Source organism: Halobacterium litoreum (assembly GCF_021233415.1).
Lineage (GTDB): Archaea > Halobacteriota > Halobacteria > Halobacteriales > Halobacteriaceae > Halobacterium > Halobacterium litoreum.
In genome coordinates, this window is the sequence record NZ_CP089466.1 from 1,023,156 (window position 1) to 1,038,090 (window position 14,935).

Genomic DNA, 14,935 nt, shown 5'->3' on the forward strand with positions numbered 1-14,935 from the left:
ACTACTCAGGGCCGAAGGACTTTCCGTCGCGCTCCTCGGCGTCCATCCGGCGGAGCGCGGCGCGCGCGTTGCTCGCCTGGTAGCCGAAGAACACGTCCTCGGCGTACTCGTCGGCGACCTCCGCGGCGTGGACGAGGTTCTCCACGTCCACGTCGACGGCGTACAGTTCGACGCTGAACGGCGCGTCGAGCGCGTCCTCGAAGCCCGACGCGATGGTCTCCAGCCAGTACGTCGTCCCGTACGCGGTGTCGTAGAGGGGGACGACGAACTCGTCGACCAACTCCGAGAGCGCGTCCAAGTCGAGGCCGGCGCGCTCGTAGAGGTGGCCCGGGTAGGGGTCGGGGTAGAGCGTGAGGTACGTCTTCCCCGGGATGCGGTCGACGGCGTCGGCGACGAACTCCGTGACGACGCTCGCGCGCCAGTCCTGCCAGTCGTCGTACTCCGATTCGGCGAACGCCGTCTCGCAGCGCTCGCAGTGGCAGTACTCGGCGCGCGGGAACCCCACGTCGTCGAGGCGCACGTCCTCGTTCAGTTCGGCGCAGGTCTCCACGACCGTCAGCACGCCGTTCCGGTAGTCCTCGGCGTTCGGACAGACGTACGCCCAGTCGAAGTACGGGCGGTCCCGCGTCGCCTTGTTGCCCTCGTCGTCGACGGGGACGAGTTCGGGGTCGGTGCCGGCGGTGGCGTTGTCCCCGAAACACGACACCATGTTGACGGCGTTCTCCACGGGGTCGGTGTGGCGGCCGGTGACGTCCTTGACCTCGTAGAACGCGCGGTCGAACTCCGGCCAGTCGAGTTCCTCGGCGTTACGCGTGACGACGCCGTACATGAGAAGGGGTTGACCGCGGGGCGGCCTAAGTCGTTCGCTCTCGGTACCGCACTGGGGGACGTCAGTCGATGCGGTCGATTTCCTCGTGGTCGGCCTCGTCGCCGCCGAGGACGACCTTCCAGACGAGCGCAATCAGGAGCAACGCGACGGCGACCTTCACCAGTTTCCGTGCCATGCCTGACACTACTCGCGCCGGGGGTAAACGCTTTGCGGGGTCAGTCCGCGAGGTGGGCCGTGATGTCGTCTCGCACGATGTCGCCGCAGTACTCACAGCGCAGGCCGTCGTCCAGCACCGCGAACCGCGTCGCCACGGGTTCGCCCGCGTTCGTGATGCAGTCGCGGTTCGGACACGTCAACACGCCAGAGACTTCCTCGGGCGGTTCGACGCGGCGCTTGTCCACCACGTCGTACTCCCGCACGATGTTGATGGTGGCCTCCGGCGCGATGAGTGACAGCACCTCCAACTCGGACTCGCTCAGCTCGCGGCCCTCGACTTTCACCACGTCTTTCTTTCCGAGGCGCTCGGAGGGGACGTTCATGCCGAGGCTCACCGTCTCGCCGCCGGAGCCGTCGATGCCCAGCAGCGTGAGGACGTGCAGCGCTTCGCCCGCGGTGACGTGGTCGATGACGGTGCCGCTCTGAATCTTCGAGACGCGGAGTTCGGTGTCTGTCATAGCAGGAGGTCCAGCAGAGCCATCCGTACCGGGACGCCGTTGTGTGCCTGTTCGAAGTACGTCGCGTAGTCGGTGTCGTCCACCTCGGGCGCGATCTCGTCCACGCGCGGCAGCGGATGCATCACCGACAGGTCGTCTTTCGCGCGCTCCAGGACGTCGGGCGTAATCGAGTACTCGCCCGCCACGGCCTCGTACTCGTCCTCGTCCGGGAAGCGCTCGCGCTGAATGCGCGTGACGTACAGCACGTCGAGGTTCGGCAGCACGTCTTCGAGGTCCTCGTGCTCGCGGACCTGCGCGCCCGACTCGTGGAGGTCGTAGCGAACCGACCGAGGCAGACGCAGGCTCTCGGGGCTGACGAAGTGCTGGCGCACGTCGAAGTTCGTGAGCGCGTGGGCCAGCGAGTGGACCGTCCGCCCGTACTTCAGGTCCCCCATGATGCCGACCGAGATGTCGTCCAGGCCCGCGTGCTCCCGAATCGTGTAGAGGTCGAGGAGGGTCTGACTCGGGTGGTGGCCGGCGCCGTCGCCCGCGTTCACCACGGGCACGTCGACGTACTCGCTGGCCATCTTCGCGGCGCCCTGCTTCGGGTGTCGGAGCACGAGCGCGTCCGCGTACCCCTCGACGACCCGCACCGTGTCCGCGAGGGACTCGCCCTTTTTCACGGACGAGGACTCCACGGACCCCATGTCCACGACGTCCGCGCCGAGGCGCTTGGCGGCAGTCTCGAAACTCATCTTCGTGCGCGTGCTCGGCTCGAAGAAACACAACCCGAGCAGTTCGCCCGCGTGTCGCTCGCGCGCCGCCGAGGGGTCCCGATCGAACTCCGCGGCCCGATCGAGGACGGTCTCTACGTCCTCTCGCGAGAGTTGTTTGGCGGTCAGGAGGTGGTCGTGACGCATCGTTCGACTCGGCGCGCTCGGTCGGTGTAAATCTCCCGGAGCGCCGACGACCCACCCCGAGGTTCAAGTACCAGACCGCCACCACCTCGCGGCGTGCTCGCAGTCGCCGGCGGCAAGGGCGGGAGCGGGAAGACGACCACGGCACTCGGCGTCGCCAGCGCCCTCGCCGAGCGGCGGCGCCGGCCACTCGTCGTGGATTGTGACTTGGACGCGCCGAACCTCCACCTGCGCGCCGACGTGCCCCGCGACCCCGGCGTGGGTACCGTCAGCGACGCTGGTATCGACGCCGCTGGCGACCCCGCGGCGCTCGCTCACGAGTCGCCCGCCGTTCCCGGCGTGGACGTTCTCCCCGCGGGCGACGCGGACGGCGACGCGCTCGCGGCTGCCATCGCTTCGCTCTCTGACGACCGGCCTGTCGTCTTGGACTGTCCCGCCGGCGCGAGCGAGGCCGCCGCCCGCCCCCTGCGTGCCGCCGACGGCTGTCTCGTCGTCGCCACGCGCGGTCGCGAGAGCGTCGAGGACGCCGTGAAGACCGCCGCGATGGCGCGCGCCGTCGGTACGCCCGTCCGCGCTGTCGCCGTCTCCCGCGAACCAGCCGTCCCCCGCGGCCTCGGCGACGCCCTCGACGCCCCTCGCGTCGTCCCCGTCCCGGCCGCCGACGCGCCGCTCAGAGCGGCGACCGCCCGGTCGGCCTACCGCGCGCTCGCCGACGCCGCGCGGCCAAACAGTTAACGTGCCGCGGGCCACTACCGGTAAGTCATGGCAGGGCGGCTCTCCACGGGCATCGACGTGCTCGACCGAGAGCTCGGCGGCGGGGTACCCGCCGGGACGGTGGTGGCCTACGAGGCGCCACCGGCGAGCCAAGGAGAGCTACTGCTCTACGAACTCACGCGCCCCCGCCCCACGCTCTATCTCACCACGGACCGCACCGAGCAGGCGGTCCGCGACGCCTTCGAGGAGACCACCGCCCCTACCGGCGACCCGCAGGTCGGTTACATCCCCGGCGCGGACTCCCTGGAGAACGCCCGGCGCGCGTTCCGGAGCGTCCCCGAGGAGTCCACCGTCGTCATCGACCCCGTGGACTCCCTGGAGCGCGCCGACCGCAGCCGCTACGAGAACTTCCTCAACGAACTCGGCAACCACATGCGCAACGTCGGCGGCGTCGCCGTCCTCCACTGTCTCGACACCGACCACACCACCGACCTCCGGGGCACCACCCAGCACATGGTCGACGTGGTGTTCCGCCTCGAAGTCGAGGAGGCCGGCGGCGAAATCGAGTCCAAACTCTCGGTGCCGAAGTTCCGCGGCGGCGCCTCTCTCGACTCCCCCATCAAACTCAATCTCCGCGAGCGCGTGCAGGTCGACACCAGCCGCGACATCGCCTGACCGTTCCAGTCGAGGCATCACCTACCCCTCTCGCCACCGCGGTAGCGTCGCCACTTCTCGACGGGAAAAACGGAGAAGACTGGTGGGTCGTTACTCTTCGTCGAGCTCTTCGTCGAGTTCGTCGACGATTTCGTCGGCGTCCACGTCGGCGTCTTCGAGGGCTTCCTCGACGTCGCCGAGGTCCTCGCCGCCGCCCATGCCGCCCATCATGCCGCCCATGCCGCCCATGCCGGCCGGCTGGCCGTCGATGACCTCCTGGACGATGACGCGGTCGAGGTCGAGCATGTCGATGACCTGATTGAGAATCTGCTGTTTGCCCATCATCCACTGCTGGTTGAACTGGAGCTGGGGCGACTGCTCGATGTACAGCGTCTCCTTCTCGACGGTCTCCGTCTCGGTCTCGCCCTCGTCGTTCTCGACTTCCTCCTCGACCTCGTCGGTCTCGATGTCCATGTCGAGTTCGACGTCGAAGTACATCTGGAGGAGGCCCTTCGCCTGCTCGACGCGGTCCTCGACCTCACCGACGATCTCGTACTCGTACTCGACGTCCTCGCCGGCGAGCGGGTGGTTGAAGTCGACGCGTGCGCGGCCGCCGATGACGGCTTCGACGTGGCCGTGCTCGCCGTCGATGTCGACATGGGCGCCGGGGTACCGGTCGTCCTCGGGGAGCTTCTGCGCGCTCACCGTGCGGACCTCGTCGTCGTCGTACTCGCCGAACGCCTGCTCGACGACGACGGTGCCGGAGTCGCCGACCTCCTTGCCGACGATGTCGTCCTCGACGGCCTCGAAGAGGTGGCCCTCACCGAGCACGATGGTGCGCGGGGAGAAGTCACGGTCCTCGGTCTCGACGCCTTCCTCCTCGGCGACTTCCTTGTCGGTGGTGTCGACGAGTTCGCCGCTGTCGACGGTGTACGCGGTGTAGGCGATTTCGACGAAGTCGCCCTCCTGAAGTCCCTGTTGTGCGTCGGATTCATCGGCCGTGTCGGCCTCGGATTCGTCGCTCATACCCCTATGGACTCTCGTTTCACCCTTAAGAATCACGTTTCTCGCCCGTCGGCGCCGCCGTCAGCGCGCGTCGGAAAGCGGGACGACCGCGTCCGCGTCGACGGACAGCCACTCTGTCAGCCGCCGCCTGTCGTCTGCGTCCGCCGGACTGACCGTACAGCGGTCTGGGGCGTCGGTGTACGGGACGACGGTCGCGGACAGCGCGGGCTGGTCAGCGGGGTCGTCGGCGTCTCCGGAACTGCGGCGGGAGTCGGCTGACATCCTACCTGGGTAGAGGGTACTCGGGTGTTTAACGGCTGCTAAGAGGCGAACGTAGGACTATAGAGCGCGGGGAAGCGCCGGCCTTTTCTCGGGGCGTCTCGTCGCCTCGCCCATGTACGAAGTGGAGGTCAAGGTGCCGGCGAGCCACGACGCGGTGCGCGAAGCGCTCGCGGACGCGGGTGCGACGCCGGACGGGACGGTGGCCCAATCGGACACGTACTTCGACGCGCCACATCGGACGTTCGCGGAGACCGACGAGGCGTTGCGCGTGCGTCGCGTGGCGACGGCGACTGACGCCCTCGACCGGGACGCGGGTGACGTCTCCGCCCTCGTGGACGCGATTCTGGACGGTGACGTCGGACACGACGCCGAGTCCCGAGTGACGTACAAGGGGCCGCTCGTGGAGGCCGCGTCGAAGACCCGCGAGGAGTTCGAGACGGGCGTCGAGGGCGGCGACGAGATGCGCGAGATTCTGGAACGCCTCGGGTTCGAACCGGCCGCCGTCGTCCGGAAGGTCCGCGAACGCTACCGGCTCGACGGCTTCACGGTTCTGCTGGACGCCGTCGAGGGCGTCGGCGAGTACGTCGAAATCGAGACCGAGGTCGAGACGGAAGGCGACGTCGAGGCGGCGCGCGAGGCGGCGTACGCGGTTCTCCGCGACCTCGGTCTCGACCCCGCGGACCAGATTCGGACCTCGTACCTCGGCCTCCGCCTCGAAGATGCGTAGCGCGCATACTTCGGTCGGTATCCTTTTTCGCAAGTTATAGAAAGCGAGACGCGGTAGATTCGGCCAATGACCGAGCGGAACATTCAGGTGCAGTCTCTCGACCGGGGCGCGGTCGAGGACGAAACCGTCGAAATCGTCGAACGAAAAGGCCTCGGCCACCCCGACTCCATCTGCGACGGCATCGCCGAGCACGTCTGTGAAGCCCTCGCCCGCGAGTACCTCGACCGCGTCGGCAAAGTCCTCCACTTCAACACCGACGAGACCCAACTCGTCGCCGGCACCGCCGCGCCCGCGTTCGGCGGCGGCGAAGTCATCGAACCCATCTACATTCTCGTCGTCGGCCGCGCCACCAGCCACTACGTCGACGACGACGGCACCGAGTACGACATCCCCGTCGACGCCATCGCGCTCGAAGCCGCCCGCGACTACCTCCGCGAGACGCTCCCGAACCTCGACCTCGAAACCGACGTCATCGTCGACGTGAAACTCGGCGAAGGCTCCGGCGACCTCCAGGAGGTCTTCAGCGACGACGGCCCCGCCGTCCCGATGGCCAACGACACCTCCTTCGGCGTCGGCCACGCCCCCCTCACGGAGACCGAACGCCTCGTTCGGGAGACCGAACGCTCCCTCAACGGCCCCTACGGCGAGGACAACCCCGCCGTCGGCGAGGACGTCAAAGTCATGGGCAAACGCGAGGGCGACCACATCGACGTCACCGTCGCCGCCGCGCTCGTCGACACCTACGTCCCGAACATGGACGCCTACGAGGCCGAAATCGAGTCCATCCGCGAGCACGTCCACGACCTCGCCGACGAGTACACCGACCGCGACGTCACCGTCCACGTCAACACCGCCGACGACTACGAGGACGGCTCCATCTACCTCACCACCACCGGCACCAGCGCCGAACAGGGCGACGACGGCTCCGTCGGCCGCGGCAACCGCGCGAACGGCCTCATCACGCCGAACCGCTCGATGAGCATGGAAGCCACCTCCGGGAAGAACCCGGTCAACCACATCGGGAAAATCTACAACCTCCTCTCCACCCAAATCGCCGAGAGCGTCGTCGCCGAAGTCGAGGGCATCCGCGACCTCCGCGTCCGCCTGCTCTCCCAAATCGGTCGCCCCATCGACGAACCGCACGTCGCAGACGTCCACGTCGTCACCGACGACGGTGTCACCATCCCCGACGTCGAACCCGAGATTCAGGCCATCGTCGACGAGGAACTCGCCGACGTCACCGCCATCACCCAGCGCGTCATCGACGGCGAACTCACGACGTTCTAGAACCCACTTTTTGCTCTGCGTCGGGGTGCGCAGAGCGCACCCCGACTCGGCAAAAACTTGGGGAAAAAGCGGCGTCACCCCACCTCCGGTGGGGTTCGCCGCCTGCGCTCGCTACGCTCGCGCAGTGAACCGCTCGCGCATTCCGAGGCGGCTTCGCCGCCTCGCGGCGCTCGCGGATGCTCGATCTCAAGTACCAGACCGGGACCAACCCTGCGCGTGACCTGACGGTTCGCGCGAGTTCGGGCGAGGCGCCAGCGTGGCACCCGACTCGCGACGGCGACTGCCACCAGTCCGCACACCCCGCTCTTCGAGTGTTCCGAGCGCGAGCGATAGGTGTTTACTGTCGCGTCCTCTCGCATCGGGTATGCTACCGCCCGGTGCGGACTCCGTGGTCGTCCGGCACGGCGACGTGGGCGTGAAGTCGAGTTCGGTGCAGGCGAACATGGAGCGAACGCTCCGCGAGAACCTCGACGCGATGCTCGCCGACCGCGACGTTCCGGGGACGGTCGACCGCGAGTGGGGTCGACTGCTCGTTCGCACCACCGACCCCGACCGGGCGGCCGACGCCGCCGCCGACACCTTCGGCGTCGTGTCCGCCAGCCCCGCCGTCTCCGTCCCGCCGGACCTAGACGCCATCTGCGACGCGCTCGCCGACGCGGCGCGCGAACAGTACGACGGCGGCGCGTTCGCGGTGGACGCCCGGCGCGCCGGCGACCACGACTTCGACAGCCACGACGTGAACCGCGCGGGCGGCGACGCCGTCTGGGACGCCGTCGAAGACGACTTCGACCCCGAAGTGGACCTCGACTACCCCGACCTGACGTTCTCCGTCGAGGTCCGACAGGAGGAGGCGTTCGTCTTCCTCGAACACCGCGACGGCCCCGGCGGGATGCCACTCGGAACCCAAGACCCCTTGATTGCGCTCGTCTCCGGCGGCATCGACTCGCCCGTGGCGGCGTGGGAGGCGATGAAACGCGGGTCACCGATAGTGCCGCTGTACCTCGACCTCGGCGAGTACGGCGGCCCCGACCACGTCGCGCGAGCGGAGGAGACGGTCCGGGCACTCGCCAGATACGCGCCCGGTGAAGACCTCTCGCTTTTGGTCGCGCCGGCGGGCGACGCAGTCGAACGACTCGCCGCGAACACCGGCCGGACGCGCATGCTGTCCTACCGGCGGTTCATGTACCGCGTCGCCGAGCACGTCGCCGAGTCGGTCGGCGCCGCGGGCATCGTCTCCGGAGAGGCGCTCGGCCAGAAGTCGAGTCAGACCGCCGCGAACTTCGCCGTCGTCGACCGCGCGACCGACCTCCCGATTCACCGGCCGCTGTTCGCGCTCGACAAACAGGAGATAATCCGGCGCGCCCGCGACATCGACACCTACCGCGATTCGACCATCGAGGTCGGCTGCAACCGCCTCGCGCCGAGCCAGCCGCTGACCGCGGCGCCCATCGAGAGCGTGCGGAAGGACGAACCCGACGCGCTCTACGAGTGGGCCCGCGAGGTCGCCGAGGACGTCGAGAGCCCGGAGGTGGTCGCGTGACGCGCGTCTGCATCCTCGGGAGCGACGACGTTGACCTCCGCATCGACCTATTCGGGTACGAGACGGCCCGCCGTGCGCTCGCGACCTACGACGTGGAGTCGCCCTACGAGAACACGGTCGCCGTCGACACGGTGAGCCTCGGCGCCGCCGTCTCCCTGTTGAACGACCTGAACTGGTATCTCGTCCGCCTCGCGGACGCCGCGTTCGTGCGCGAACCGTCGGTCTCCGAGACCGAGTGGCTGTCTCGCGACCTCGCCGCCGAGGTCAGGGACGGCGACGAGCGCGCGAACGAGACGGACGCCCGCCTGAAGGTGTACGGCGTCGAGGGCGGCGAACTGGTCGAGCCGATGTACGTCACGCGCGTGCAGGGCGAGCGCCCCGAGTACGACCTCCGGGACGTCGACGACACGTTCGTCGTGCGCGTCACCGAGTCGGAGTTCCAGAACTAGTCGAAGACGCCCGCGGAGAGATACCGCTCCCCGGAGTCGGGGAAGACGGTGACGACGAGCGGGCAGTCGTCGTAGGTGTCGCCGCCGTCCGCGAGCGCGTCCTCGTCGAGCCCTGCGTCCGCGAGGTCGTCGGCGTCGAAGGAGACCTCCGGGCAGTTCAACTCCGGTTCGGCGATGCGTTCGGCGACGCGCCGAGCGGCGAGGTACGCGGCGCCGCTGGACTGCCCGACGAGGATGCCCTCTTCGCGCGCGAGTTCTCTGACCGTACGCTCCGCGTCGCCGACTGCGACCGTCTCGACGCTGTCGACGAGGTCTCGGTCGAGCAGGTCGCTGACGAAGCCCGGGCCCATCCCCTGGAAGTCGTCGTCGCCGGGTTCGCCGGTCGAGAGGACGGCGTTGTCCTCGGGTTCGACCGCGACGACATCCATCTCCGGGAACTCCTCCTTGAGTCGCGTGGCGGTTCCGGTGATGGTGCCGCCGGTGCCGACGCCCGCGACGAACGCGTCGATTTCGCGGCCCTCGACTTGTTCGAGAATCTCCTCGGCGGTCGTCCGGTAGTGCGCCCGCGGGTTCGCGGGGTTCTCGAACTGGGAGACCCGGAAGCCGCCGTCCTCGTCGGCGATGCGGTCGGCGCGCTCGTTGGCGGTCTCCATGCCGCCGTCCACGAGTTCGAGGTCGGCGCCGTACGCCCGGAGCAGTTGCTTGCGTTCCTCGGACATGGCCGCGGGCATCACGATGGTGAGGTCGTAGTCGCGGGCCGCCGCGACGACCGCGAGCCCGATACCGGTGTTGCCGCTGGTCGCCTCGACGAGGCGGTCGCCCGGCGCGATTTCGCCGTCGCGCTCGGCGGCCAGCACCATCTCGCGGGCGGGCCGGTCCTTCGCGGACCCGCCGGGGTTGAACCCCTCGAGTTTGGCCGCGACGGTGGCGCCCTCGGGCGCCGGTACTCGCACGAGCGGCGTCCCGATGGCGTCCAGGATGCTGTCCTTCATTGCGCGGGTGTACGCACTGGGGGAGTAAACATATGCCGGGCGGTGGCAGGCACTGCCGGGTCTCTCCCGTGGCAACCGCCGCGGCGAGCGCGAGCCTTTTGCCGGGGACGCGCCAAACACCGGCAATGAGTCTGAAGACGATGGAACCGAACCCGGCGTGGGACGCGGACTCCTACCCGGAGGTCGTGGAGACGTTCGGAAATCTCGGCGACGACGCCGTCGTGCGCGTGTGGGGCGGCGATTGGTGTGGCGACTGCCGCTCCCAACTGCCGGACTTCGCGGCGGCGATGGACGCGGCGGGCGTGGAGAACGTCGAACAGTATCCCGTGGACCGAGAGGACGGCGAGAAGGTCGGCGAGAAGGTAGCGGAGTACGACGTGACGCTGATTCCGACGGTCGTCGTGGAGCGCGACGGCGAGGAACTCGCGCGCTTCGAGGAGCGCGAGACCCGTGAGGCGGCGGTCTACCTCGCGGACGAACTCAGCGACTGAACTCCGCGAGCCACGACTCGATTTCTCCGGCGGTCGTCAGGGGCGGCGAGCACGCGCGCCGGCAGACGTACGCGGTGGGTTCGCCGTCGCTCTCGCGGCCCGCCCAAATCGGCGGTGCCTCCGGGAGTTCGAGGTCTGCGAGCCACGCGTCCAGTCCCTCCGTGGTCGGCGGGCGAACCGACAGCAAGCGGTCGGGGAGGTAGGCCCCACCGACCGCGTCTCGCCAGCCGTCCGGCAGCGAGTCGGCCGCGACTGTGACCTCGCGGTGCCCGACCGCACGGGTGTCGGCAGCGAGCGCGAGTTCGGGGAGGGCGGCCGGACTGTTCTGGACGCGGCCGCCGTACCGCTCCAGCATCGCGTCCGCGGCGTCGGCGTAGCACGCGTCCGGGTCGAACGCGTCCAACCCGAGCAGTGTCTCGCTGGCGACGCCGACCGGCGACGGCGTCGGGCCCTCGCCGACCGCCTGCGAGCGCACGTCCACGTCCGCGACGCTCTCCGGGGCTTCGTACAGCGCGCCGGTCTCGGGGTCGTAGCAGGCGTCGAGCAGCGCGTCCGCGAGGTCGAGCGCGAACCCGAGGTGGGCGTGGTCGCCGGTCGCCTCGTAGGTCGCGAGCGCGCCCGCCGCGAGGTACGCGTAGTCCTCGGCGTAGCCGACGCCCGCCACGTCCTCGTCGATGATTCGCCGCGAGAGCCGGTCGCCGTCCCACAGTTCCTCGCGGACGAACCGTATCGCGTCCGCCGCGCGCTCGCCGTACTCGGCATCGAGTGCGAGACCGGCTTCGGCGTAGGCGCGCGCCATCAGGCCGTTCCAGCCCGCGAGCACCTTGTCGTCGCGGGCGGGACGCGGGCGGTCGGCGCGCGCCGCGCGCAGCCGCGACTCGACGGCGTCGAGCATCTCCTCGATTTCGTCCTCGCTACGGTCGAAATCGTCGGCGAGGTCGGCTATCGACGCGGAGCGCGTGAGCACGGTCTGGCCGTGCTCGAAGTTCCCCGCTTCGGTGACGCCGTAGCGCTCGCAGAACAGGTCCGCGAGCACGTCGTCGTCGACGTCGCTCGGTGCGGCGTCGGCGTATTCGGTGACCGCTTTGTCGACCTGCTCGGGCGTCCAGACGTAGAACGCGCCCTCCTCGTGTTCTCCCTCCGGGTCGTCGACCGGCGGGCTCCGGGCGTCGAGCGTGGCGTGGAAGCCGCCCTCGGGGTGGCCGAGTTCGCGGTCCACGAAGTCCAGCGTCTCCCGGACGACGTCGGCGTAGCGGTCGTCGCCGAACGCGCGATAGCCGTCGACGTACGTGCGCGCGAGACTGGCCTGGTCGTACAGCATCTTCTCGAAGTGCGGCACCGTCCAGTCGGCGTCCGTGCAGTACCGGTGGAAGCCGCCGCCGAGGTGGTCGTAGAGGCCGCCGTCGGCCATCGCGTCGAGCGCCTCGCGCGCGACGTTGCCGTACCGGTCGTCGATGGCGTTCGCACGTAGGAGGAGGTCGACGCGGCCGGTCTGTGGGAACTTCGGGGAGCGCCCGAATCCGCCGTTGTCGCGGTCCGCGCCGCGCGCGACGTTCTGCGCGGCGTCGGCGAGCGGGCTGTCGTCGCCCAACTCCACGGCGTCCGGGAGCGATTCGAGTTCGCCGCGTGCCGCGCTCAGCCACTGGTCGGCCCGGTCTTCGAGGTCCCCGCGGTCGGTCTGCCACGACTCCCGGACGTCGGCGAGCAGTTGCAGGAACCCGGGTTGGTTGCGCTTGGCCTCTTTCGGGAAGTACGTCCCGACGAAGAACGGTTCGCGGTCGGGCGTGAGGAACGCCGACAGCGGCCACCCGCCGCCGCCCCGGACGACCTGACACACCTTCATGTACAGCGCGTCCACGTCCGGGCGCTCCTCCCGGTCGACCTTGACGGGGACGAAGTGCTCGTTCAGCACCTCGGCGACTTCGGGGTCCGAGAACGACTCCTCCTCCATGACGTGACACCAGTGACACGCCGAGTAGCCGATGGAGAGGAAGATTGGCACGTCGCGTTCGCGTGCGGCCTCGAAGGCCGTCTCGTCCCACGGCTGCCAGTGCACGGGGTTGTCGGCGTGCTGGCGGAGGTAGGGGCTGCCCGCCTCGTCGAGGCGGTTCCGGTCGGTGGGGTCGGTCATGTCCGATTGTCGGTCGGCCACGCGGGTAAATCCACGCGTCCCGACACCGGTCTCGGCGACCGCCCACGGCGACGTACTTGGGCACGAACTCGTACACAATCGGTGCGTCGAAGGGGAAGGTTTACACTTGCTTGCTCACTCGGTTCTCGTATGACAGAGCGCGTCCTGCTCGTCGGCGGCGGCGGCCGCGAACACGCCATCGCCGACGCGCTGGCCCCCGACTGCGAGTTGTACGCCGCCGCCGGCAACCGAAACCCCGGTATCGACCGCCTCGCCGAGGCGTTCGAAACTCTGGATGAGAGCGACCCCGCCGCCGTCGTCGATTACGCCGAGCGCGTGGACGCCACGCTCGTCGTCGTCGGTCCCGAGACGCCACTCGCCGAGGGCGTCGTGGACGCGCTCGAAGACGCCGGTATCTACGCGTTCGGTCCGAAGCAAGCCGACGCCCGCATCGAGACGGACAAGACGTTCCAGCGAGAGTTCATGGCCGAACACGACGTCCCCGGACAGGCCGACTTCGAGACGTTCGCGGACGCCGACGCCGCCGCCGACTACGTCGAGAGCGTCGACGGCGACGTGGCAGTCAAGCCCGCGGGCCTCACCGGCGGGAAGGGCGTTCGCGTCACCGGCGACCAGGTGACGAAGGCGGAGGCCGCCGACTACGTGCGGAGCGCGGACCACGACGAGTGGGTGATAGAGGAGCGCCTCGTCGGCGAGGAAATCACCGTGCAGGCGTTCGTCGCGAACGGCGAGGTGCGCGCGACGCCGGTCGCCCACGACCACGGGCGCGCCTACGAAGGCGACGAAGGCCCGAACACGGGCGGCATGGGGAGCATCGCCGGCCCCGGCAAACTCCTGCCGTTCGCCACCGAGGCCGACTACGAGGCTGCCGTCGACACCATCGAAGCGGTCGTCGAGGGCCTCCCGGAGTACCGCGGCGTCCTCTACGGTCAGTTCATGCTCACCGCCGACGGTCCGAAGGTCGTGGAGTTCAACGCGCGCTTCGGCGACCCGGAAGCGATGAACACGCTCCCCGCGATGGAGACGCCGCTCGTCGACGTTCTCACCGCCGCTCGGGACGGCGAACCCCTTCCCGACCTCGACTTCGCCGAGGTCGCGACCGTCTGCAAGTACGCCGTCCCCGAGGGCTACCCGACGAACCCGGAGGGCGGGACGCGCATCTCCGTGGACGAGGACTCGGTGGGCGACGCCAGCCTGTTCTACGCGAGCGTCGACGCCCGCGAGGACGGCGTCTACACCACCACGTCGCGGTCGTTCGCCGTCGTCGGGTCGGGCGACACGCTCGCCGACGCGAACGACGAGGCGGACGCCGCACTCGCCGACCTCCCCGAGGGCGTGCGCGTCCGCCGCGACATCGGGAGCGACGAACTCCTCCAGTCCCGCGTCGACCACGTCGCTGACGTTCGCAGCGAGTAGGAGTCGGCCACCCGTTCTATATGGCTGGTCGCCGTAGCCGTCGACATGACCAGCGACGAGGTCACGCGACTGCTCAGGAAGGCGTACAGCGACGAGATAGAGACGGTGATGAACTACATGACGAACTCCATCGTCCTCGACGGCGTGCGCGCCGAGGAGATCAAGGAGTCCCTCCAGCAGGACATCCAGGAGGAACTCGGGCACGCCGAGCAACTCGGCGGCCGCCTCAAGCAACTGGACGAGGCGCCGCCCGCGAGCGCCGAGTTCGAGGCCCGCCAGCACTCCCTCCAGCCGCCCGAGGACACGACGGACGTGCTGTCGGTCATCGAGGGCGTCCTCGACGCCGAGGAGGACGCCATCCAGACGTACCGCGACCTCATCGACGCCGCGGAGGAAGCCGACGACCCCGTCACGGAGGACCTCGCCGTAACCATCCTCGCCGACGAGGAAGCCCACCGCACCGAGTTCCGCGGCTTCCGGAAGGAGTACCGCGCGGACTGATTCCGTCGGTTTTTCACCGCGGCCGCCCACGGGACAGCCATGAATCCCGTGTTCGTCGTTCTGGCGACGCTCGCCGGCCTCACGGTCGGCGCGTTCTTCGCGTTCCTCAGAATCCCCGTGCCCGCGCCGCCGTCGCTCGCCGGCGTGATGGGCATCGTCGGCGTCTGGCTCGGTTACCGACTCGTCCACCACTTCGACGCCGGCTTCGACGTGGTCGAAGCGCTCGGGCTGTAGCGTAGCGAACAGACGGAATCGTTCCGCCGCGAGCGAGTATTCCGCCGGTTTCGCGCTCCTCGCCCGCGCTCGCAGTCAGGTCACGCGACGAG

17 protein-coding genes are annotated in these 14,935 nt (G+C 69.2%); 10 read left to right on the forward strand and 7 right to left on the reverse strand.

Going from position 1 to position 14,935, the window contains the following annotated elements; genetic code table 11:
• Position 1 precedes the first annotated feature (1 nt).
• The 3 genes from LT972_RS05670 to pyrB form a co-directional block, all read right to left on the reverse strand.
• Positions 2-829 carry a hypothetical protein gene (locus LT972_RS05670; RefSeq protein WP_232572226.1) on the reverse strand — a complete coding sequence of 276 codons (828 nt, stop codon included), beginning with the start codon at positions 827-829 and terminating at the stop codon, positions 2-4.
• A gap of 215 nt (positions 830-1,044) precedes the next feature.
• Positions 1,045-1,503: an aspartate carbamoyltransferase regulatory subunit gene (gene pyrI, locus LT972_RS05675; RefSeq protein ID WP_232572227.1), complete on the reverse strand. Its 459-nt coding sequence runs from the start codon at positions 1,501-1,503 to the stop codon at positions 1,045-1,047.
• On the reverse strand, positions 1,500-2,402 hold the full coding sequence (pyrB, locus tag LT972_RS05680) for an aspartate carbamoyltransferase (RefSeq protein WP_232572228.1): 903 nt from the start codon (positions 2,400-2,402) through the stop codon (positions 1,500-1,502). Before pyrB ends, pyrI begins: the two co-directional genes overlap by 4 nt.
• Positions 2,403-2,495: 93 nt before the next feature.
• On the opposite strand from pyrB, the gene LT972_RS05685 reads away from it, so the two are divergent.
• Both LT972_RS05685 and LT972_RS05690 read left to right on the forward strand, forming a co-directional pair.
• The gene (locus LT972_RS05685) at positions 2,496-3,134 is read left to right on the forward strand and encodes a MinD/ParA family ATP-binding protein (protein ID WP_232572229.1); all 639 of its coding nucleotides are present in this window, start codon (positions 2,496-2,498) and stop codon (positions 3,132-3,134) included.
• Between the two features lie 27 nt (positions 3,135-3,161).
• A complete protein-coding gene (locus LT972_RS05690; protein WP_232572230.1) occupies positions 3,162-3,788 on the forward strand; it encodes an RAD55 family ATPase in 627 nt (208 codons plus the stop codon).
• A 90-nt stretch (positions 3,789-3,878) separates the two neighbouring features.
• Here LT972_RS05690 and LT972_RS05695 read toward each other — a convergent pair whose 3' ends face one another.
• Together LT972_RS05695 and LT972_RS05700 are read right to left on the reverse strand one after the other, a co-directional pair.
• Positions 3,879-4,793: an FKBP-type peptidyl-prolyl cis-trans isomerase gene (locus LT972_RS05695; RefSeq protein ID WP_232572231.1), complete on the reverse strand. Its 915-nt coding sequence runs from the start codon at positions 4,791-4,793 to the stop codon at positions 3,879-3,881.
• A gap of 60 nt (positions 4,794-4,853) precedes the next feature.
• Positions 4,854-5,054, reverse strand: coding sequence for a DUF7511 domain-containing protein (locus LT972_RS05700; protein ID WP_232572232.1), 201 nt, complete (start codon positions 5,052-5,054; stop codon positions 4,854-4,856).
• Positions 5,055-5,166: 112 nt separating this feature from the next.
• Between LT972_RS05700 and cyaB the strand changes: the two genes are divergently transcribed.
• The 4 genes from cyaB to LT972_RS05720 all read left to right on the forward strand — a co-directional run bounded on the left by cyaB (position 5,167) and on the right by LT972_RS05720 (position 9,057).
• On the forward strand, positions 5,167-5,781 hold the full coding sequence (gene cyaB / locus LT972_RS05705; protein ID WP_232572233.1) for a class IV adenylate cyclase: 615 nt from the start codon (positions 5,167-5,169) through the stop codon (positions 5,779-5,781).
• A 66-nt stretch (positions 5,782-5,847) separates the two neighbouring features.
• Complete coding sequence (locus LT972_RS05710) at positions 5,848-7,068, forward strand: methionine adenosyltransferase (protein WP_232572234.1); 1,221 nt, start codon at positions 5,848-5,850, stop codon at positions 7,066-7,068.
• 364 nt (positions 7,069-7,432) lie between these two features.
• Positions 7,433-8,608: a tRNA sulfurtransferase gene (locus LT972_RS05715; protein ID WP_232572235.1), complete on the forward strand. Its 1,176-nt coding sequence runs from the start codon at positions 7,433-7,435 to the stop codon at positions 8,606-8,608.
• Positions 8,605-9,057 carry a DUF5804 family protein gene (locus tag LT972_RS05720; protein WP_232572236.1) on the forward strand — a complete coding sequence of 151 codons (453 nt, stop codon included), beginning with the start codon at positions 8,605-8,607 and terminating at the stop codon, positions 9,055-9,057. The genes LT972_RS05715 and LT972_RS05720 overlap by 4 nt, the downstream gene beginning before the upstream one ends.
• Here LT972_RS05720 and LT972_RS05725 read toward each other — a convergent pair.
• Positions 9,054-10,049, reverse strand: coding sequence for a PLP-dependent cysteine synthase family protein (locus tag LT972_RS05725; RefSeq protein ID WP_232572237.1), 996 nt, complete (start codon positions 10,047-10,049; stop codon positions 9,054-9,056). The genes LT972_RS05720 and LT972_RS05725 overlap by 4 nt on opposite strands.
• Before the next feature lie 125 nt (positions 10,050-10,174).
• On the opposite strand from LT972_RS05725, the gene LT972_RS05730 reads away from it, so the two are divergent.
• Positions 10,175-10,540 (forward strand): thioredoxin family protein, encoded by a 366-nt coding sequence (locus LT972_RS05730; protein ID WP_232572238.1) that lies wholly within the window; start codon positions 10,175-10,177, stop codon positions 10,538-10,540.
• Here LT972_RS05730 and LT972_RS05735 read toward each other — a convergent pair.
• Positions 10,530-12,671, reverse strand: a complete 2,142-nt coding sequence (locus LT972_RS05735; RefSeq protein WP_232572239.1) for a thioredoxin domain-containing protein — start codon at positions 12,669-12,671, stop codon at positions 10,530-10,532. The two genes, LT972_RS05730 and LT972_RS05735, sit on opposite strands and share 11 nt — an antisense overlap.
• 150 nt (positions 12,672-12,821) lie before the next feature.
• Between LT972_RS05735 and purD the strand changes: the two genes are divergently transcribed.
• Genes purD through LT972_RS05750 form a run of 3 tightly spaced genes read left to right on the forward strand, consistent with a single transcriptional unit; the run spans position 12,822 to position 14,843 of the window.
• A complete protein-coding gene (purD, locus tag LT972_RS05740) occupies positions 12,822-14,108 on the forward strand; it encodes a phosphoribosylamine--glycine ligase (protein WP_232572240.1) in 1,287 nt (428 codons plus the stop codon).
• 45 nt (positions 14,109-14,153) lie between these two features.
• Entirely contained in the window at positions 14,154-14,609 is a 456-nt protein-coding gene (locus tag LT972_RS05745) for a ferritin-like domain-containing protein (RefSeq protein WP_232572241.1), read from the forward strand.
• A 39-nt stretch (positions 14,610-14,648) separates the two neighbouring features.
• Positions 14,649-14,843: a XapX domain-containing protein gene (locus LT972_RS05750; protein WP_232572242.1), complete on the forward strand. Its 195-nt coding sequence runs from the start codon at positions 14,649-14,651 to the stop codon at positions 14,841-14,843.
• Positions 14,844-14,935 lie beyond the last annotated feature (92 nt).

Coding starts and splice junctions, on each gene's coding strand:
- LT972_RS05670 (WP_232572226.1), bottom strand. CDS start 829: ATGTACGGCGTCGTCACGCGTAACGCCGAGGAACTCGACTGGCCGGAG.
- pyrI (WP_232572227.1), bottom strand. CDS start 1,503: ATGACAGACACCGAACTCCGCGTCTCGAAGATTCAGAGCGGCACCGTC.
- pyrB (WP_232572228.1), bottom strand. CDS start 2,402: ATGCGTCACGACCACCTCCTGACCGCCAAACAACTCTCGCGAGAGGAC.
- LT972_RS05690 (WP_232572230.1), top strand. CDS start 3,162: ATGGCAGGGCGGCTCTCCACGGGCATCGACGTGCTCGACCGAGAGCTC.
- LT972_RS05695 (WP_232572231.1), bottom strand. CDS start 4,793: ATGAGCGACGAATCCGAGGCCGACACGGCCGATGAATCCGACGCACAA.
- LT972_RS05700 (WP_232572232.1), bottom strand. CDS start 5,054: ATGTCAGCCGACTCCCGCCGCAGTTCCGGAGACGCCGACGACCCCGCT.
- cyaB (WP_232572233.1), top strand. CDS start 5,167: ATGTACGAAGTGGAGGTCAAGGTGCCGGCGAGCCACGACGCGGTGCGC.
- LT972_RS05710 (WP_232572234.1), top strand. CDS start 5,848: ATGACCGAGCGGAACATTCAGGTGCAGTCTCTCGACCGGGGCGCGGTC.
- LT972_RS05715 (WP_232572235.1), top strand. CDS start 7,433: ATGCTACCGCCCGGTGCGGACTCCGTGGTCGTCCGGCACGGCGACGTG.
- LT972_RS05725 (WP_232572237.1), bottom strand. CDS start 10,049: ATGAAGGACAGCATCCTGGACGCCATCGGGACGCCGCTCGTGCGAGTA.
- LT972_RS05730 (WP_232572238.1), top strand. CDS start 10,175: ATGAGTCTGAAGACGATGGAACCGAACCCGGCGTGGGACGCGGACTCC.
- LT972_RS05735 (WP_232572239.1), bottom strand. CDS start 12,671: ATGACCGACCCCACCGACCGGAACCGCCTCGACGAGGCGGGCAGCCCC.
- purD (WP_232572240.1), top strand. CDS start 12,822: ATGACAGAGCGCGTCCTGCTCGTCGGCGGCGGCGGCCGCGAACACGCC.
- LT972_RS05745 (WP_232572241.1), top strand. CDS start 14,154: ATGACCAGCGACGAGGTCACGCGACTGCTCAGGAAGGCGTACAGCGAC.
- LT972_RS05750 (WP_232572242.1), top strand. CDS start 14,649: ATGAATCCCGTGTTCGTCGTTCTGGCGACGCTCGCCGGCCTCACGGTC.